This is a genomic window from Amycolatopsis speibonae, from assembly GCF_042647925.1.
In the GTDB taxonomy this organism is placed as follows: Bacteria; Actinomycetota; Actinomycetes; order Mycobacteriales; family Pseudonocardiaceae; genus Amycolatopsis; species Amycolatopsis speibonae.
Genome location: NZ_JBHRWK010000044.1, coordinates 147,712 through 164,627, shown reverse-complemented (window position 1 = coordinate 164,627; position 16,916 = coordinate 147,712). Strand labels below are relative to the sequence as shown.

Here is a 16,916-nt window from a genome sequence, read left to right as displayed (position 1 = left end):
AGTGTGCCGCACAGTGCTCCGCGAGCACGGCCTAGAGTGGTGAACGTGGCAGGACGGATTCGGGAGAGCGACATCGCGGAGGTGCGCGAGCGCAACCGGATCGACGAGGTCATCGGTGATTACGTGGCGCTGCGCAGCGCCGGCGGCGGCAGCCTCAAGGGGCTTTGCCCGTTCCACAACGAGAAGACCCCGTCGTTCAACGTGCGCCCGACCCACGGCACCTTCCACTGCTTCGGCTGTGGCGAAGGCGGTGACGTGATCAAGTTCATCCAGAAGATGGACCTGATCTCGTTCGTCGAGGCCGTCGAGCGGCTCGCGGATCGCGCGGGCTTCCGGCTGACCTACGAAGGCGGCGGCGGAAGTGTCCAGCGCGATCGCGGCACCCGCGCCCGGCTGATCGAAGCACACCGCGCGGCCCAGGAGTTCTACGCCGAGCAGCTGCTCACCCCGGACGCGCGCGCGGCGCGGGACTTCCTGTCCGAACGGGGTTTCGACGCGGCCGCCGCGCAGACGTTCGGCTGTGGGTATGCGCCCGCGGGCTGGGACAAGCTCACCAAACATCTGCTCAACCGCGGGTTCGAGGTCAAGGAACTGCTCACGTCCGGGCTGGCCAAGGAAGGGCAGCGCGGGCCGATGGACCGGTTCAACCGGCGGCTGCTCTGGCCCATCCGCGACGTCGGCAACGAGGTCGTCGGGTTCGGCGCGCGGCGCCTGTACGACGACGACCGCGTCTCGGCGAAGTACCTGAACACCGCGGAATCGCCGATCTACAAGAAGTCGCAGGTGATGTTCGGCCTCGACCTGGCCAAACGCGAGATCGCGAAGCGGCACCAGGTCGTCGTGGTCGAGGGCTACACCGACGTGATGGCGATGCACGCCGCCGGGGTCCCGACGGCCGTCGCGTCGTCGGGGACGGCGTTCGGCGAAGACCACATGAAGGTCCTCCGGCGGCTGATGATGGACGACGACGCTTTCCGCGGCGAAGTGATCTTCACCTTCGACGGTGATGAAGCCGGTCAGAAGGCGGCGTTGAAGGCCTTCGAAGGCGACCAGACCTTCGCCGGGCAGACCTACATCGCGGTCGCCCCCGACGGCATGGACCCCTGCGAACTGCGGCTCGCCAAGGGCGACACCGCGGTGCGCGACCTGGTCGCGCGGCGGATCCCGCTGTTCGAATTCGCGATCAAAAGCATGCTCAAGGCCTTCGACCTCGACTCCGTCGACGGGCAGGTCGCGGCGTTGCAGAAGACCGTCCCGATGGTCGCCGGGATCAAGGACCGCGCCAGCCGCGACGGCTACGCGTCGAAACTCGCCTGGTGGGTCGGCTGGCAGGACGCGGCGCAGGTGGTGAACCGGGTCCGCGGGAGCGCGGGGGCCACGGCGAAACGCTCCTCCACCGTCGAGGTCCGGCGGCCCGCCCAGGCGGCCACGGCCACCGTCGAGGAGGACCTGCCGAGGCCCGCGCCCGGCGATCCGCGGTTCACCGCGCAGCGTGAGGCGCTCAAGGCGGCGCTGCAGCAGCCGATGCTCGCCGGGGCGGAGTACGACGCGCTCCCCGAGGACGCGTTCACCCACCCGGTCTACATCGCCATCCACAAGGCGTTGCTGGCCGCCGGAGGAGCGGGTTCCGGGCTGACCGGGCCCGCCCTGCTCGACGCGGCGGCCCCGCACTGTCCGCAGGGGACGGTGCGGCGCGTGCTCAGCGAGCTTTCGGTCGAACTGCTGGGCACCAAGGGCGCTGTCGACTCGCGCTACATCTCCGCGCAGCTCGCGGCGGTGCAGGAAAGCCTGGTCGGCCGCCAGATCAACGACATCAAGTCGAAGCTGCAGCGGCTTTCCCCGGTCGAAGCGCCGGACGACTACCGCGCGTTGTTCGGCGATCTCGTCGCGCTCGAGCAGTACCGGCGAGCGCTGAAGGACCAGGCCATCGGCGGATTGGACTGAGCATGGGCTGGCTGCGTCACCTGATGGGTGACCGTGTCCCGGCGGATTTCGACGGCTCGCTGGCGGACGGCGAACACATCGTCGGGAGCGCGGCGGTCGAGGGCGGCGGATATCTGCTGGTCACGCCGCTGGGGCTGTGGATCCCGGGACCGCGCCGGGTCGGCTGGCATCTCGTCGGCAAGGCCGCGTGGTCCGACGGGGTGTTCACGCTGACCGAGTCCGAGGAGGTCGGGACCTCGGGGAAGGCCGTGCTGCTGGCCGACAAGGCCCCGGTCCGGTTCCGGCTCGCCCAGCCGGGCAAGGTCCCGATCCTGGTGAGGCAGCGTGTCGACGGCTCGGTCCGGGGGCGGCACCGCAAGGACCTCGAAACCGGGGGAGCGTGGTTCGTCGAACGCAAGGTTCCCGGCCAGGACGGCACGGTGCTGCAGGTGCGGCCCGATCCGGGCACGGACGTCGACGTGGTCAAGGCGATCGCCGAGGAAGCGGCGGAGAAACTGGCCAACCCACGCGGCTAGCAGTACGCTCGTACTGTATCGCTGGGAGGCGCCATGTGGGATCCGGTCAAATACCTCGACTACGCCGACCTGCGGGCCCGGCCGTTCTACGACCTCATCGGCCGGATTCCGGCCGAGAAGCCCCGCCGGGTCACCGACCTCGGCTGCGGCCCCGGGAACCTGACGGCAGACCTGGCGGAACGCTGGCCGGACGCGATCATCGAGGCCAGTGACAGTTCACCCGAAATGGTCGAGGCCGCCCGCTCGCGGGGCGTCGACGCGCGGGTGCTGGACGTCAACGACTGGGTGCCCGAACCGGACACCGACGTCGTCATCTCGAACGCCGTGCTCCAGTGGGTCCCGGAACACCGGGTCCTGCTCCGTCGCTGGGTGGATCTCCTGCCGTCCGGGGCGACGCTCGCGTTCCAGGTTCCCGGCAACTTCGACGCCCCGTCGCACGCCTTGGTTCGCGACCTCGCGCGCACCGAAGAGTGGGCCCCGCGCCTGGCCGACGTCGTCCTGCGGGAGAACGAGGCCGTCGACAGCCCGCTCGGCTACGGCGCCCTGCTCGCCGACGCGGGATGCGCCGTCGACGCCTGGGAAACGACGTATCTGCAGCGGCTGGCCGGGGCGGACGCCGTGCTCGAATGGATCACCGGCACCTCGCTGCGGCCGGTCAAGGAGGCCCTCCCTGGAGCCGACTGGGACCACTTCCGCGCGCAGATCGCCCGCAAGCTGGACGAGGCCTACCCGCCGCGCCCCGACGGGACCACCTGGTTCGAGTTCCGGCGCGTCTTCGTGGTCGCCGTCGTGCCGTGAAAGGGGCCCTCCGCCACCGGCGAAGGGCCCCTCGGTTCGTCTCGGGCAGGGTCAGCGCTGGGGCCGCCCGAACCTCTCACCGACCTTGGCGCGAGCGACCCCGGCGGCGCCCTGCACCATGGGGTGGTCAGCGATCTTGCGGTACGTCCGCACGATCTGCTCGTACCGTCCCCGGCCGGCCTTCGCGCCCAATACGTAGCCCGCGGCCGCACCCAGCAGGAACATCTTCATCCGAGTCCACGCCTCCGTTCGATCTTGCTCCGGCTGTCATTGTCCCTCAAAACGCGAACTTGACGAGGTGACGCCGAAAGTGGGGGGTGGGTGCGCGGCCATCGGGGGTCATGGGCTAAAGTTCTCTCATCGGTCGGAGCGATCCGGCTGGTACGGAGCACAATCCCCTGTAGCTCAACTGGCAGAGCATTCGGCTGTTAACCGGAGGGTTCTTGGTTCGAGTCCAAGCGGGGGAGCTCAAGCCCAGGCCACGAGGCCTGGGCTTCTTCGTTTTCGGGCTCAAGCCATGATTTACCCATCAGAAACGAACATGCCTTCCAGCGCTGGGATGTTGGCTTGATTGGACGCTCGCCGCTTGCGGTAGTGCCGCTCGGTGACGGCGAGGGTATTGCCCAACTGGTCCGCGATGGCCGTGGCCGGACGATCCGCCTCGTCGAGGACCAAGCCGACCGTCTTGCGGAACACGTGGCTGGTCACCCAGTTGTAGCCCACCGCGGTCACCGCCTCTTCGAGCCGGTTCACCACGTTCGACGGATCCAGGAGGTCCCCGGCGAACGAGGCGAACAACGGGCCCTCGCCGGCGGCTCGACGGCGTCGCTCCCATAGCGGCGTCGACCATTCTGGGACCGCGAGCACCAGACCGTCGACACCCCCTTTGCGGAGCGGTCGCCGGACGAGACCTTGCCCGGTCACCCGGACGACGTGATGTGTCACCGCGACGGTGGACGTGACGTCCGTGCCGTGGATGGCGAGAAGTTCTCCGATCCGGACACCTGTCGCCAGCATCGCCTCCATGATGTCCGGCAGGTCCAGCCAGATCTGGCCACGGACCCCCAGCGGGCGCCCACGGGAGTCGCGCTGACGCATGGGTCCGTACACGCGGAGCTTGGCCAAGAGGTCGACACGCTGCTCGGTGGTCAGGGCGAGGATCTCCTTCTTGCCGCCCGTGGTCATCCGTCGCAGGGAGCGGACCGGATTCGCTTCCATGGCGTCGTGCCGCACTGCGAAATCGCACACCCCGGACAAGGCGGACTTCACGAGCTTGGCCGTTTCGTAGCTACGCTTCCGCAAGGCGTTCTTGACGACGCGGTCGCAGGTGGAGACTCGGATTTCGCGACAGTGGAGTTGTCCCATCGCCGGTCGTACCCAGTTCTTCAGCGCCCGGCGATACAGACTCACCGTGCCGGGGGAGAGAGTGCCGAGCTTCGCTTCGAGCTCGATCTCCTCGAGATACCGGTCCGTGACGGCGTTGAATCTGGTGCCCGGGTGGATGTCTTCGCCGGTCGCTTCGGCGGTGAAGTCGACGAGGGCTTCCTTCAACCTGGCGATCGCCTGCGTCTTCGTCGTCGCTTGCCTGCCGACAAGTCGCAGGGAACCGTCCTGTGCCTTGAAATACGTCCGGGCAAGGTGGCGGACTTGGCCGGATTTCGTCGGCGGCAGCTTCAGCGTGGAGATGACTCCGTATGCGCCGATTGGTGTAGGAGGGCGTCCCATGGCTTCACTTTCTCGCGCTGGGATTCAGGAAGCTCTCCAACGCCGAGTCCGGAATGAGGTAGTAGCGCCCGGCGGTGACGGCGTGAAGCGTCTCCTTGTGGATGAGCCGCAAGACTGTCTCATAGGGGACGCCGAGCTGCAGTGCGGCCTCATGCGGGGTCCATGCTCGTCTGGGCAATGCGTCTTCTTCACCGTTCATGGGGAAGACATGCGTTTGGCTGGGGTGTTCCATGCGGGCAACAGGGTGAATGCGAACGTATGTTCTACTGTCTTGCGCGGGGTGAGAGGAGGTGGACGGACTGAGCTGGTTGGTGAGGGAACGTGCCACCGGGCGGGAGTGGCGTGTCGAGACAAGTGAGATGGCGTGGGAGGCCGGTGGTTATGACCTGAGGCGATTCGAAGTCCATGTCATCAGTGAGCTGGTGGAAGGCGCTCCGGACGGCTATCCGGATACATCAAGCGGGTGAAGGAGTGTCAGGATGTGTACTGCTGCGTAAGAGTGCTGCGCCTTGGAGGGTTCCCCCGACGGTGAGGGCGGTGGGCCGGCTGAACTGGACATGCCGTGTCGCAGGTATCGACTTCGGCACGGCGAGCGGTGGCGCTGGAGTTACAGACTTGACGGGATCGTCGCCTGAACGTGCCTGCCCTGAGTAAGGCGCCTGCCGTAACGGGGGTGCCTCACACCGCGACGAATGGGGCATGACGAATATCGGAGCCGGGGACCGTCGCGGTTTCGTCAGGACGTGGCATGCAACCCTGGTAACGACAGCTTCGCAAACAGGTAGTGGCACTTTTCTTTTCAGCGCGAGCTGCACCCTCGGGAGTCAGGACGTTCGCGGCCCGGAAAAACCGTCGTACCCCGCGGCTACGGTCTGAGAATGGTGGAAGAGGAAGCGCCCGGCGATCTGGACGGGCCGGTGGTGGACGCGGCCCTGGCGAGGCGATTGAAAGCCCTGGCCTGTACCGCTCCGGTGCACGACCTGGACGCGCGAAAGGGGCGGCTCGACTGGGCCGACGCCGACGTTTACCAGATGTCGGAAGTCGCCTTGACGATCATCGATCAGGTAACCATCCGGATGGATTTCGACCGCGGGGCCGATCACGAAGAGGTCTTGCGCCGGACCATCCCTTTCGTGGCCGCTCAGGCGCCAGACCGGGCGTCGGAAGAACATCGGAGAGTCGCCAGGTGGGTCATGGACAACCTGATCAACGTCGGCACCCAGGATCGTGGCTTCGCGGCCACCTACGGCACCTTCGACGCGGAGGGCCGGTACGAGCGGCGCACGTGGCCGTTCAAGTTGCTGGTCGAGTCGTTCTCGGCTGAAGGCGAGGTTTACCTGCGTTCGACTGACGAAGCGATCAATGTCCTGGTCGGCGCACTCGACACCGATGTCGAGTCGGCTCAGGAGGCCGCGGAGACGAAACTGGACAACCTGGTCCGGCGAGGCAGGCTCTCCGACGCGCAGCTGGCCGCCGAAGCCGCGCGCTGGCGCACGGTCCAGTACGCCGATCAGCTTCGAAGAGTTCTCGACGCCACGCGCCGCAACGTCCGCGCGGTCGACTGGGTGGACGAAGTACCCGGCTTGATCGAAAAGGCGCTGGACCATGTCGCGGCCCGGCATCGTGCCGAAGTCGCGATCCTCACGAACATCACGCAGGCACGGGACGAGTCGGAGTCGCCGGCTCGTAAGCGGCAGGCGGCGACCCTGATCACGATCGTCCGCGATTGCATGCAACGGCACGGGCAGCTCCAGGCCAGACTGATCGCCGCCGGAAAGACCTTCCGCTCAGAACAGGATCGGCAGGAATTTTCAGCACCCGTCAGAAAGATCACCGTCGATTTGTTCGGCCAGTTGCTGGCGCCGACACTCGATCTGAGCATCGCGGGCGCGGCCAGGGTGACGACGGCGTTCTTCGTCAAGGGAACGGGTCTGTCGGTGAAAGGTGTCCCGAGAATGGTCGACCTCGTGTACAAGCTGCTCTCGCCTCCCGTGGACCGGGGTGATCTCGGAGAACCGGTTCCGGAGCCGGATCTGGTGCCCACTCCGGACCCGGCGGTCTTCACCGACGAGCAGTGGGCGAAGGCCGACCGGCTGCTCGAGTTGGGAGCCGTACCGCGCAGGTTGTCGGGGCTGCTGGCCGAGGCCCGGGCTCTCGACCCCGATCTGCCACAGCTGATCGGACTCCGGGTCTTTCACGCCCTGGACCCTGGAGTGACCACGGCCCTGCGCCAGGGAGACGAGTCGATTCTGCTCGCCGTCGACGACGGAACCCCGCTGGCCGACGACGAGTTCGGCGGTGCTGATCTCCTGGTCGGCCTCGCGTCGCTGGAAAGCAAGCGACATTCCGCCGATCAGGCCCCGGCCGATGACGATCGAGGAGAGGTGGTCGCGTGAACTCGTCGACCGAGGACGCGACGGACGCCGGGCGACTGCTCGCGCTCGGCATGCGGCCCAAGCACCTTCCCGCGCGGGACGCCGTTTACGCGGACCTGGTCCGGCGCTACCACGAGGACGACGAGTTCGCCGAACTCGTCAAAGCGTTCGCCGAAGGACTCGGTATCACGATGCTGGCGGTGACACAGCAGGCCGGGGCGATCCCGGTGCCGCGGGAGGAATCACCATTCGAGCTGAAGTTCGACGAGTACGCCAAACGTGCCGCCCTGGGAGGCAACCGGGGTGTCGACAAGATGTTGCACGGGCTGGCGCACCTGGCGGTCGCCGCACTCGCTTTCCCCCGGCCGGATGACCTCGCCAACACTTCTTATGTCGGCTACGTCGCCGTGGCCGAGGTCGACGCGGTCCTGCGGGACGCCTGCCGGGTGCTGGAACAGCGCGCCGTGGAGGCGGACGAGAATCAGGATCCGCTCGACACGGCACCTGATCTGGAACGGGCTTGGCGCGCGTACGCACGCCGTCCGGCCGCGGCGTCGACCAAGGACGGCCGGTTGGCTCCGGACACCACCCGCGCGATCATCGCGAAGGCCGTGCGGTTTCTGGCGGACCAAGGATTCCTGGTATTTCGCAATAATGAGAGCGGCGGATCGTATCGTACGACCGCTCGTTACCAGGAACAGATTCGCGAAGTGGCCGCGAGCGCGGCCTTCCGGGAATTGCTGGACCTCGGAGTCGTCTCCGTCACGGATCCGTCCGGCAGCCTCGCCGTGACGAACGGCTCCGGGGACGGCGGCACCGATGTATGAACTGTCCCGTGTCCGGCTGCATTCGGTCGGCCCCAAAGGCGCGCGTTACCAGGACGTAGTTCTCGACCTGCGGCAGGTCGGTTCGGGGCGGCGGCCGTCGCCGGCGTCCGTGCTCTTCGCGGAGAACGGCAACGGCAAGTCTGTGCTGATCAAGCTGATCTTCTCGGTGATGCTTCCCGGGCGACGGCAGATCGTCGGCACGACGAACACGAAGGTGCTGGACAATTTCGTGCTCGCGGACGACGTCGCCCACGTGATCCTGGAATGGCAGCACACCAGGACAGGACAACGGGTGCTCACCGGGAAGTCGTCCGCCTGGCGCGGTCACGTCGTGTCGAGCGACCCGAACAAACTCGTCGAACGATGGTGGTCGCTCCGGCCGACCGACCGACTCGATCTGGACACTCTTCCGGTGACCCAGCAGGGTAGACAGGTCGAGCTGAACGGGTTCAAGGACCGGCTCACCGAAGCCCAGCGGCAGGAACCCCACTTGCAGTTCGAATGGCTGACGGCCCCGTCGGCGTGGACGGAGCATCTGGAGACGCTGGATCTCGATTCGAAGCTCTTCGCCTACCAACGGAAGATGAACGCGGGTGAGGGCGAAGCAGCCGATGCCTTCTCTTTCAAGAGCGATGAGGCTTTCGTCGACTGGATGCTTCGTGCCGTGGCGGAGGAGGACGAGCCGCGACTGCTCGCCGAACTCATCGACGGCTACGCCGGTCAGCTCGCTGAACGCGCTGCGATGGTCGCCGAGCGGGACTTCGTCGGTGGAACACTCGAACTGCTCGGCCCACTCGCGGAAGCCGGTAAGGAAGCCGATGCGGCCGCGGAGATGTCCGCCGATGTGACACGGGACGCCGCCCGGTTCATCGGAGCGGTCAAAGCCCGGTTCGCCGAAGAAACCTCGCGGCTCGAACTGCTGAATGAGCGCCGGGTGACGGCCGACGAGCGGCACGATGTCGCCGAGCGGGAGAACCGCAGGATGAACCGCCTCGTCCTCGAACTCCGCCGGGACAAGGCTCGCATCGAATGGCGACTGGCCCAGGACCTCCTGGATGAGCTCACGAACCGGCTCGCCACGCATCAGGTGGATCTGGACGCTTGGAAGGCGATGGATGTCTTACTCGCGTTCCAGCGCGCCCGAGGGACCGCGAAAGCCGTGCATGACCAAGTCGCGGCGAAAGAGAAGGAAGCGGCGGGGCCTTTGCGGGAACGGGACGCCGCCGCTGCCCGGCTCGTGCAAGGTCTCCTCGCACTGATCGACAAGGCCGAAGCGGAGATCGCGCGCCTGACAGGGCTGGCGGAAAATCTTGAGCACGAGATTTCCGATTTGGCTGAAGAAGAAGGCGCGCAGCGGGAAACGATCGGAAGGGAAAAAGCGCGCGCCGAAGCGGCACGAGACAAGATCGCCGCGGCGCGGGCACAGGTGATCAAGGCGGTGGGAGACGGACTCCTGGAGGATGCTCGGTCCCCTGCCGACGCGGCTGAAGAAGCCGGGGCGATCGCCGAAGAGGCGGACACGGCCGTCTCCGATGCCGAGAACGAGTCCGACCGGCTCGGTGCCGAGCGCAGAATGGTCGATCCAGTGATGCGCGAAGCGGACCAGGTAGCCGGCAGACACAGAGCAGACCTCACTGCCAAGGAGCATGCCCTTCAAGAGGCGCTGACCGTGACAGCCGCGCTGGCCGCCGAAGAACGGCTGGCGGCTGTGCTGGGCACCGTGTCGATCACTCTCGCGGACGACTACTGCGCGCTCCTGGCCCGGTTGGGCGAGACCATCGAGGAGGACAGCAGGTCGCTGGTCGCCCTGCAAGTCGCGGACGACGCCGACCGCCGGGTGCTGGAGGCACTCCGGACCGGAGAGTTGCTTCCACCGCGCCCCGAAACTGTCGCAGTGCTCGAAAACCTCGATGAAGCCGGAATCCGGGCGTACGCCGGATGGGACTACCTGGCCAAAGTGCCGGAGGACCGGCGTGGACGGGTCATGGCGGCGCATCCGCAGCTGGTCGACGGTGTCGTCCTCAACAATCCACAGCAGCTCGACAGGGCCCGGGATGTCCTGGAATCGACGCGCTTGCTGCCGCAGGCCATCGTCGTCGTCGGTACGACCGAGCCCCTGGGTGGGACGTTGCCGCCGCCGGTCGAGCCCGAGTACGTCGTGCCGCCGAACCCTGCCATGTACGACGTGGGGCTGGCGGCCGCCGAACGGCAACGCTTGCTGGAAGCCGCAGGGGAACGACGGACGAGGATGGACGCGTTGGCCGCCCAAGGTGACCATGATCGGGCGCTGGTCAGGCGGTTGAAGGAATGGCGCGACGCATGGCCACCAGGTGCTGTCGAACGGCTCACCGCTGAACGTGACACGGCGGGCGAAGAGCTGGAGCAGGCCGAGAACCGGGTGAAGGATCTCCGCACCCGGCTCGAGGAGATCAACGAGGCAGAGGAAGCCATCGCCACAGGCCTGCCCGGCTTGCGTTCGACGGCCCGGACGTCCCGGGCCCGGGCGAACGAGCTCGCGGCTCTCGCCAAGGTCGTCGCCCAGGAGCCGGAATGGTCGAACGCGCTGAAAGAGGCGCAGACTGCGGCCGGTGAAGCTCAGCTCGCCGCGGAGGATGCCCGACGCCGGGGCGAAACACTGCACGGCGAGAAGTCCGAACTGCATCGCAAGGCCGATGACCAGGGACGGACCGTCGCCACCGCCCGCGAGGAGGTCGGGCAGATCGCCGGCGGCGGCTCAGCGGACAGCCCCTCGACACCACCTTCAGAGTCCGTCGAAACGCTCCGCGCGTCGTATCGAGCAGCGAAGGAAGCGTATGAACAGGTCGAGGTCGGTGCTGACCTGCGGGCGGATCTGGAGGCGAAGCTCCGCACCGAAGCGCAGGCGCGTGCCGCGCTGGAGAAGCTGCCACCGGACATCCAGGCTCGCGCGACCGAGCTGCTGAGCGGACCGGACGGCGCGGACGCGGCGGCCAGGTCCGCGGCCACCGCGCGGGCCGAACGCGCTGTCAAAAGCCTGGGGGAGCAGGTCGGCAAGGCGCAAGCACAGGAGGGTGCTCGCAAACATGCGTATGAAGCCCAGCAGCCGCAGGAAGTTTCGATGGAGCCCTATGGCCATCCTCACGACCTCGCTCACGCGGAAGAACTGCTGCACGTCGCCTCGGCCGACTACCGGGACGCCCGCGGAACCGCCGAAGAAGCACAGCGCGGGCTGGAGGAGATCGACAAGAAGATCGCTGCGACCGAGGGGATCACCCGCGATTTCGGGTCGCTCTACGAGTCGGTGAGCGGCCTGGCGATCACGGGGGAGGACGACGAGTCCCCTTATCCCGGTGACGCTGCGACCGCACGCGAGCGACGCGCCCAGATCCGGAGCTCGGTGGCTGAAGCGAACGAATTGCTCGACAACGCCCAGAAGGAGGTTCGGGAACGCTCCTCAGCGCTCGGCAGATGCGCCGTCGACCGAGCCTTCGAGAAGGTCGAGAGTCCGGTGAGGCAACAGATGATCGCGGTCGATCGGGAACGGCTCGTCGAGTACGCGGCGGATTGGGAGCGCGCGCTCAAGCCGCGGCTGCGCAGTCTCACCGACGATCTCGCCCATATCGAGCGTCACCGCACCGAGATCGTGGTCCGGCTGCGTGGAATGGTCGAGATCGCGCTCAAAACCCTTCGTACCGCCGAAAAAGTCAGCGCGCTGCCCGAATCGCTCGGCGACTGGGCGAACCTTCGCTTCCTGCACATCCGGTTCACCGAACTCGACGCCTCGGTACTCGACGAGCGGCTCGGTGAGGTGGTGGACGAAGCGGCCGCGGGCACCGCGAAGGCGACCGGCGGGAAACGTGACGGCATGACGCTTCTGCTCAAGGGAGTCCGAGCCGCGATACCCAAAGGCATACGAGTCGAAATTCTCAAGCCCGACACCGTGTTCAGCGGTGAGCGCATCCGGATCTCCATGGTGGACACCGTCTTTTCGGGCGGTCAGGCGCTCACCGCGGCCATCATCCTCTACTGCACGATGGCGGCCCTGCGATCGAACGAGCGCGGTCTTCTTCGCCGTCCCCATGCCGGAGTCCTTTTCCTGGACAACCCGATCGGCCGGGCATCGGCGGGCTATCTGCTGGACCTGCAGTTGGGTGTGGCGGACGCGCTGGGCGTCCAGCTGATCTACACGACCGGGCTCTTCGACATCAACGCGCTTTCGTTGTTCCCGCTGATCATCCGGCTGCGTAACGACCGTGACCTGCGAAGCGGCATGGCTTACTTGACCATCGAGGACGAGATCCGGGCCAGGCTCCCTGCGGACGGCGATCCCGAGCACGGACACCTCACCGCGGCCCGGTTCTTCCGTAAGCCACACACCGTCGAGGAGGTGGGCTGAGTGGCTGTAGGCGGGGATGCCCTCAGCTTTCGGGCTCGTGGGCTGGCGGATCAGCTCGCCGCCTGGCCGCGACGGCGAGTGCGTCTCGAGGAGTTATGGCGCCTCTTCGATACGGCGGATCCGGCCAGCAGATCGGCGCCTGGCAGGCGGGAGGTTCTCGCCGAGGTCATCGTGGAACTCGACAACGTCGGCTTGCTGAAGCCGGCCGGAGTGCGCTCCTGGGATCGCAGCCAGAAACCACCTTTGCCGCAATTCGTGACGCTGCCGGCATCCGAACCACAGGAATCGGCTCTCCAGGTGGTGTGGCATCACCGGCTGGCGTGGGTCGAGGACGTCCGGCCCACTCCTGCCCAGCGAACGCATCTGCTGGCCCTCAACACGTGGTTGTACGAGCACGGACACGAAGATCTGCCGGTAGTTCCGCATCGAGAGCGGTCGGTCAAGATCTTCGGCAACGAGAAGGTGCTGGACAGGTTGATGAATACGACCTTGTTCGGTGAGGGCAGACTCAGCCTGGAACTGTTGCGTGCCCGGCGAGTCGCTCCAGGGTTCATCGTCGAGGCGGTCGGACCTGGACCCGTGCTTCTCGTGGTCGAGAACAGCGATACATTCGACTCGCTCGTGTCCGTGCTCACGGCGGAGCCCGGAGACGTCGGCCGAGTCGGCTGGGGAGCGGGCGGGGGCTTCGAACAGTCGGTGCTTTCGCTCGGCAGGTTGCGTCACGCCGTCAGGGAGGTGTGGTACTTCGGAGACCTCGACGCCAAAGGCTTGCAGATCCCGGCCGGTGCCGCGGCGCTCGCGGCGCGTGAGAACCTTCCGGAGATACGGCCTGCGACAGGTCTTTATGAGGCGATGTTCCACCATGCGAGACCCCAGCCGGGCCAAGCACGCCTGGCTGAGACCAAGGCGCACATCCTGGCTGCCTGGCTTCCCGCGCCTTTGCGGAGCAGCGCAGCCGGGCATCTGACAGGCGGCACACGTCTCGCCCAGGAAGAGGTCGGATTCACCGAGTTGACCGCCGGTGACGAGTGGCGCTCCGATCTCTCCGGTTGATTCGTTTCCACCTCCTCTCGCTGCGGCGGCGTGCCTTACGGAATCCACCTGAAGCCGGCCTCGGCATCGAGCGACGACACGAAGCACCTCGCCCTTCCACCGTCTATCCTGACCGGACGCTGTTCGGCCGGTTCGTCGGCGAGGTGGTCGGTCCAGACGCACCACCACACTCGCCGGGGTGGTCGCCCCTTGAACGCTACCGCCAAGTCGACATTCTCGACCCGGGCGTGAACAGGTCGGCGTACCTCGGTCCGCTGGGTGCGCGGCCCGCCGAAATGTGTGCGATAGTCCAGAGCCGCTGTCTCTCCCCGGCGCAGAGGGCGCTCCAGTTCGATTTCGATTCCGCGAAGACCCCTGCCGTATTCGTGACTGCGGCCCGGCCGCCCGCCGTGCAGTACGTCCACGCCGCGAGCCTCGGGCTCGTGGTTGAACAAGTAGAACCAGACGTTGTCGTCGACGGCGCGGAGCGTTTGTGTCGTGTGCCTGCCTCGCAGGTAACGACCTTCTTCCACCACGTAGCGTTCCACCAGGTTCACCGTGCGATGACGCTGCGGAAAGATCATCGCGCGGCCGCGCGCCGGAATGCGGGCCGTTGTGCTGGGCGCCGCGGTGTCCGGGCTCGCGAGCGCCCGCCATAAACGATCGCTGTCGGCGACGTCCATGTCGAACGCCGCGATGAACAGGGCCAGGGTAGGCGGCGTCAGGTGTTCGCCGGTGAAAGCCCTTCGGACAAGGTCCTTCAAAGCCCTGGCATCGGATATCTCGCGCCGGTCGTGGTTCTCCCAAGCGAAATCGGTGACCACCTTCGCGATCGCGGCCTGGTTCAATTCGCCGCGTTCGCGCTTCACTTCGTGTTGCCAGCGAGTTCGGTATCGATCGTTGCTTATGAGTAGATAGCGAAGAACACGTCCAGCGGTTTCGGCGTTCGGCTTGGACCTCGCCACAGGTGATCACCTTCCTTGATAGGGCAACCGGTCATTATAGCAACGGCCGAAGGCGTGCCGCTCATTCTTTCGGGTGACCGTCGTGAGGGTGTTGACCTGGGAAAAGGGTTCGCGAGGAGGCTTGTCTGAGGAATGTCCGCGACATAAGCGCGACATCGGTGGGCTCCGTCGGCGTTACCGTCGAGTGGCGAGATCACCGGCGAAAGGGAGCAAAAATGTCTGCTTCGGAAGATGGCGAAAACCCTATGGGGGAGCCGAAGATTCGAGCCCTCCAAAACGGGGGGTTTCGAGAGGTGAGCCCACTTCGGCGCGGAAACGACGAAGACGCGGACCGTGGCGTTTCCGAGCTCAGGGCGATGGCCGAGTGCTACGGCGCACTTCACCTGCTGCCCGATGAAGGAAAGGTGCGATCAATACTGTGGATCGTCCAGAATTTTCAGCTTGAGGAGCCCGTCCGCGGGCACCTGGCCGCGCCTGGCGCCGCCTCCCGTGTCGAGACCGAGTCCGCGAGAAGTACGCCTGAAGGAGACCTCGACCCGCGAGCGTTCATGGGAGTGAAGAAGCCGCAGAGTCAAACTGAGCGTATCGCTTGTCTCGCCTACTATCTCACGTACCACCGTGGTGTCCGGCACTTCAAGGCGAAGGACATCGATGCACTGAATACCGAAGCGGCGGGGCGTAGGCTGGGGCACCTCTCGCGGGACATTGACAACGCGGATCGGCAGAGCGGTTACATCGTCTCGGCTGGTACCGGACTGAAACAGCTGACAATGCGCGGCGAGGCGGTTGTGGAGGCCCTTCCCGCACGCGACGCGGTCAAGGAGGCGAAGCGGGAACACGGGTACCGCGCGAAACGGAGTTCGGGAAATGGCAGGAAAGAAGACGCGAACGGTCTGGAGCAGGAGTGAGCGCCGGCGCCCGCGAAATACTGGAGTCCGCGTACGACCGGAAGCTGGTCGACAAACTGCTGCAGGCCTACAGTGAGGCAAAGCGTAATTACCTGCTGGGTGGTCACAAGCTCAGCGGGGTGGAAGGAGGCCATTTTTGCGAGGCTGCCTATCGCATACTGGAATCCATGGCGACCGGAGCGTTCACGCCCATCGGAGGAATCCTCGACACCGAGAAAGTGGCGAAGCGGCTCGCTGCGCTCCCGGCCGCCGGGTATCCGAAGTCGGTTCGCGTATACCTGCCGCGAGCGCTCCGTGTCGTTTACGATATTCGGAACAACAGGGCTGTTGGCCATATCGCTGACGGTATCGATCCCAACCTGCAGGACGCGACCTTGGTGGTATCGGTGCTCGACTGGGTGGTCGCGGAACTGATCCGGCTGAGTGGCAAGGCGACCGTGGACGGGGCTCAGCAACTGGTCGATGACCTGGTGACCCGGAAGTATCCGTCAGTGCAAGTCTTCCGGGGCAAGCCGCGCGTCGTGCGTGCGGACCTCAGGGCCGGCGAGGTGGTCTTGGTCCTGCTCTACCACGTCGGCTCCAGTGGCACCACCTTGCGAAATCTTCGCGAATGGCTCTCGCCTGCCACGGGGAAGAACCTCAAGAGAACCCTTGGTGCCCTGGATGGAAAAGCGCTCGTTCATTGCTCGCAGGAGCACCTGTTCATCACCCGAGTCGGTGAAAAGGTGGTCGAGGATCGGAAGCTTCTGGAATTGTCCCCCGCTGGGAACGAATGATGGCCAAGAGGAAACAAGCCTATCTTGCCCTGTGCTGTGAATGCGGTGCAACGAGAAAGGTCAGTGACTGGAGTGGCTGGGGCGAAGCGCCGATCGAGGAGGTCGACGGTCGCCGAGCCGCCATCGGACGTTGCTACGTCTGGCGGAAATGCGCTGTGTGTGGCTCTGACACGCAGCACGCGTATCTGCGCGACGACGATGACCGAGACGAAGTGGAAGATGCGATGCTCGGCGTCGACGTGGTACGGACCGCGGATCTGATCGTGGCCGACACCCAGGTCCCGATGCTGGTGACATGGCTGCAGGAGCGCGACGTCCGCGTGGCCTGGCGAGATCTCGAGGTCCGACACACGAGCGGTTTGATCACTCGCTACCTCGACGATGGGACTTTCGTGGTCCTGCTCGCCGAGACGGTCACCGCATTGGATCTCGTCGCCGGGCTCGAACAGGCCGTGCGGATCGTGCAACAGCCGGACGAATGGATCCTCTGGTTCGCGATCCCGGGGACGTCTCGGGAGCCGCCTCACGTTTACTATCCGTTGCGGTCGGATCCGGGTAAAGCCTGACAGAGGTCTCGCTCCCTGACTTCCCCGCGCGTGCGCGGGGAAGTCAGGGAGCGGCGGCGTCCGAGGGTACTGTGCTTACGTTCTCCCCTTGGTGGGGCGTGGCGGAACGA

The 16,916-nt window shown here is 66.1% G+C and carries 14 protein-coding genes and 1 tRNA gene; 11 read left to right on the top strand and 4 right to left on the bottom strand.

Translation table 11 applies throughout. The annotated features are described in order from the left end of the window. Positions 1-36 precede the first annotated feature (36 nt). Genes dnaG through ACFOSH_RS26865 form a run of 3 tightly spaced genes read left to right on the top strand, consistent with a single transcriptional unit; the run spans position 37 to position 3,257 of the window. Positions 37-1,944 (top strand): DNA primase, encoded by a 1,908-nt coding sequence (gene dnaG / locus ACFOSH_RS26875; protein WP_378241841.1) that lies wholly within the window; start codon positions 37-39, stop codon positions 1,942-1,944. A gap of 2 nt (positions 1,945-1,946) precedes the next feature. Next, on the top strand, positions 1,947-2,459 hold the full coding sequence (locus tag ACFOSH_RS26870) for a hypothetical protein (RefSeq protein ID WP_378241840.1): 513 nt from the start codon (positions 1,947-1,949) through the stop codon (positions 2,457-2,459). Positions 2,460-2,492: 33 nt separating this feature from the next. Further along, complete coding sequence (locus ACFOSH_RS26865; protein WP_378241839.1) at positions 2,493-3,257, top strand: trans-aconitate 2-methyltransferase; 765 nt, start codon at positions 2,493-2,495, stop codon at positions 3,255-3,257. A gap of 51 nt (positions 3,258-3,308) precedes the next feature. Here the strand turns inward: ACFOSH_RS26865 and ACFOSH_RS26860 are convergent, their stop codons facing one another. Next, complete coding sequence (locus ACFOSH_RS26860) at positions 3,309-3,488, bottom strand: hypothetical protein (protein ID WP_007031230.1); 180 nt, start codon at positions 3,486-3,488, stop codon at positions 3,309-3,311. A gap of 163 nt (positions 3,489-3,651) precedes the next feature. Between ACFOSH_RS26860 and ACFOSH_RS26855 the strand changes: the two genes are divergently transcribed. Continuing rightward, positions 3,652-3,724, top strand: a tRNA-Asn gene (locus ACFOSH_RS26855). 55 nt (positions 3,725-3,779) lie between these two features. On the opposite strand, the gene ACFOSH_RS26850 is transcribed toward ACFOSH_RS26855, so the two are convergent. Then, complete coding sequence (locus ACFOSH_RS26850; protein ID WP_378241838.1) at positions 3,780-4,982, bottom strand: tyrosine-type recombinase/integrase; 1,203 nt, start codon at positions 4,980-4,982, stop codon at positions 3,780-3,782. A 4-nt stretch (positions 4,983-4,986) separates the two neighbouring features. Then, positions 4,987-5,160 carry an excisionase family DNA-binding protein gene (locus ACFOSH_RS26845; RefSeq protein ID WP_378241837.1) on the bottom strand — a complete coding sequence of 58 codons (174 nt, stop codon included), beginning with the start codon at positions 5,158-5,160 and terminating at the stop codon, positions 4,987-4,989. Between the two features lie 700 nt (positions 5,161-5,860). Between ACFOSH_RS26845 and ACFOSH_RS26840 the strand changes: the two genes are divergently transcribed. Genes ACFOSH_RS26840 through ACFOSH_RS26825 form a run of 4 tightly spaced genes read left to right on the top strand, consistent with a single transcriptional unit; the run spans position 5,861 to position 13,612 of the window. After that, positions 5,861-7,378, top strand: coding sequence for a hypothetical protein (locus tag ACFOSH_RS26840; protein WP_378241836.1), 1,518 nt, complete (start codon positions 5,861-5,863; stop codon positions 7,376-7,378). A 50-nt stretch (positions 7,379-7,428) separates the two neighbouring features. Further along, a complete protein-coding gene (locus ACFOSH_RS26835) occupies positions 7,429-8,184 on the top strand; it encodes a hypothetical protein (RefSeq protein ID WP_378241921.1) in 756 nt (251 codons plus the stop codon). Then, on the top strand, positions 8,177-12,559 hold the full coding sequence (locus tag ACFOSH_RS26830; protein WP_378241835.1) for a hypothetical protein: 4,383 nt from the start codon (positions 8,177-8,179) through the stop codon (positions 12,557-12,559). Before ACFOSH_RS26835 ends, ACFOSH_RS26830 begins: the two co-directional genes overlap by 8 nt. Beyond that, positions 12,560-13,612: a Wadjet anti-phage system protein JetD domain-containing protein gene (locus ACFOSH_RS26825; RefSeq protein ID WP_378241834.1), complete on the top strand. Its 1,053-nt coding sequence runs from the start codon at positions 12,560-12,562 to the stop codon at positions 13,610-13,612. A gap of 35 nt (positions 13,613-13,647) precedes the next feature. Here ACFOSH_RS26825 and ACFOSH_RS26820 read toward each other — a convergent pair whose 3' ends face one another. Continuing rightward, positions 13,648-14,460 (bottom strand): hypothetical protein, encoded by an 813-nt coding sequence (locus ACFOSH_RS26820; RefSeq protein ID WP_378241833.1) that lies wholly within the window; start codon positions 14,458-14,460, stop codon positions 13,648-13,650. A gap of 311 nt (positions 14,461-14,771) precedes the next feature. On the opposite strand from ACFOSH_RS26820, the gene ACFOSH_RS26815 reads away from it, so the two are divergent. From ACFOSH_RS26815 to ACFOSH_RS26805, 3 genes are read left to right on the top strand one after another with little or no spacing between them, the layout of a single operon-like run. Then, positions 14,772-15,464: a hypothetical protein gene (locus tag ACFOSH_RS26815; RefSeq protein ID WP_378241832.1), complete on the top strand. Its 693-nt coding sequence runs from the start codon at positions 14,772-14,774 to the stop codon at positions 15,462-15,464. After that, on the top strand, positions 15,461-16,240 hold the full coding sequence (locus ACFOSH_RS26810; protein ID WP_378241831.1) for a hypothetical protein: 780 nt from the start codon (positions 15,461-15,463) through the stop codon (positions 16,238-16,240). The genes ACFOSH_RS26815 and ACFOSH_RS26810 overlap by 4 nt, the downstream gene beginning before the upstream one ends. After that, positions 16,240-16,806, top strand: coding sequence for a DUF6315 family protein (locus ACFOSH_RS26805; RefSeq protein WP_378241830.1), 567 nt, complete (start codon positions 16,240-16,242; stop codon positions 16,804-16,806). Before ACFOSH_RS26810 ends, ACFOSH_RS26805 begins: the two co-directional genes overlap by 1 nt. Positions 16,807-16,916: the final 110 nt, after the last annotated feature.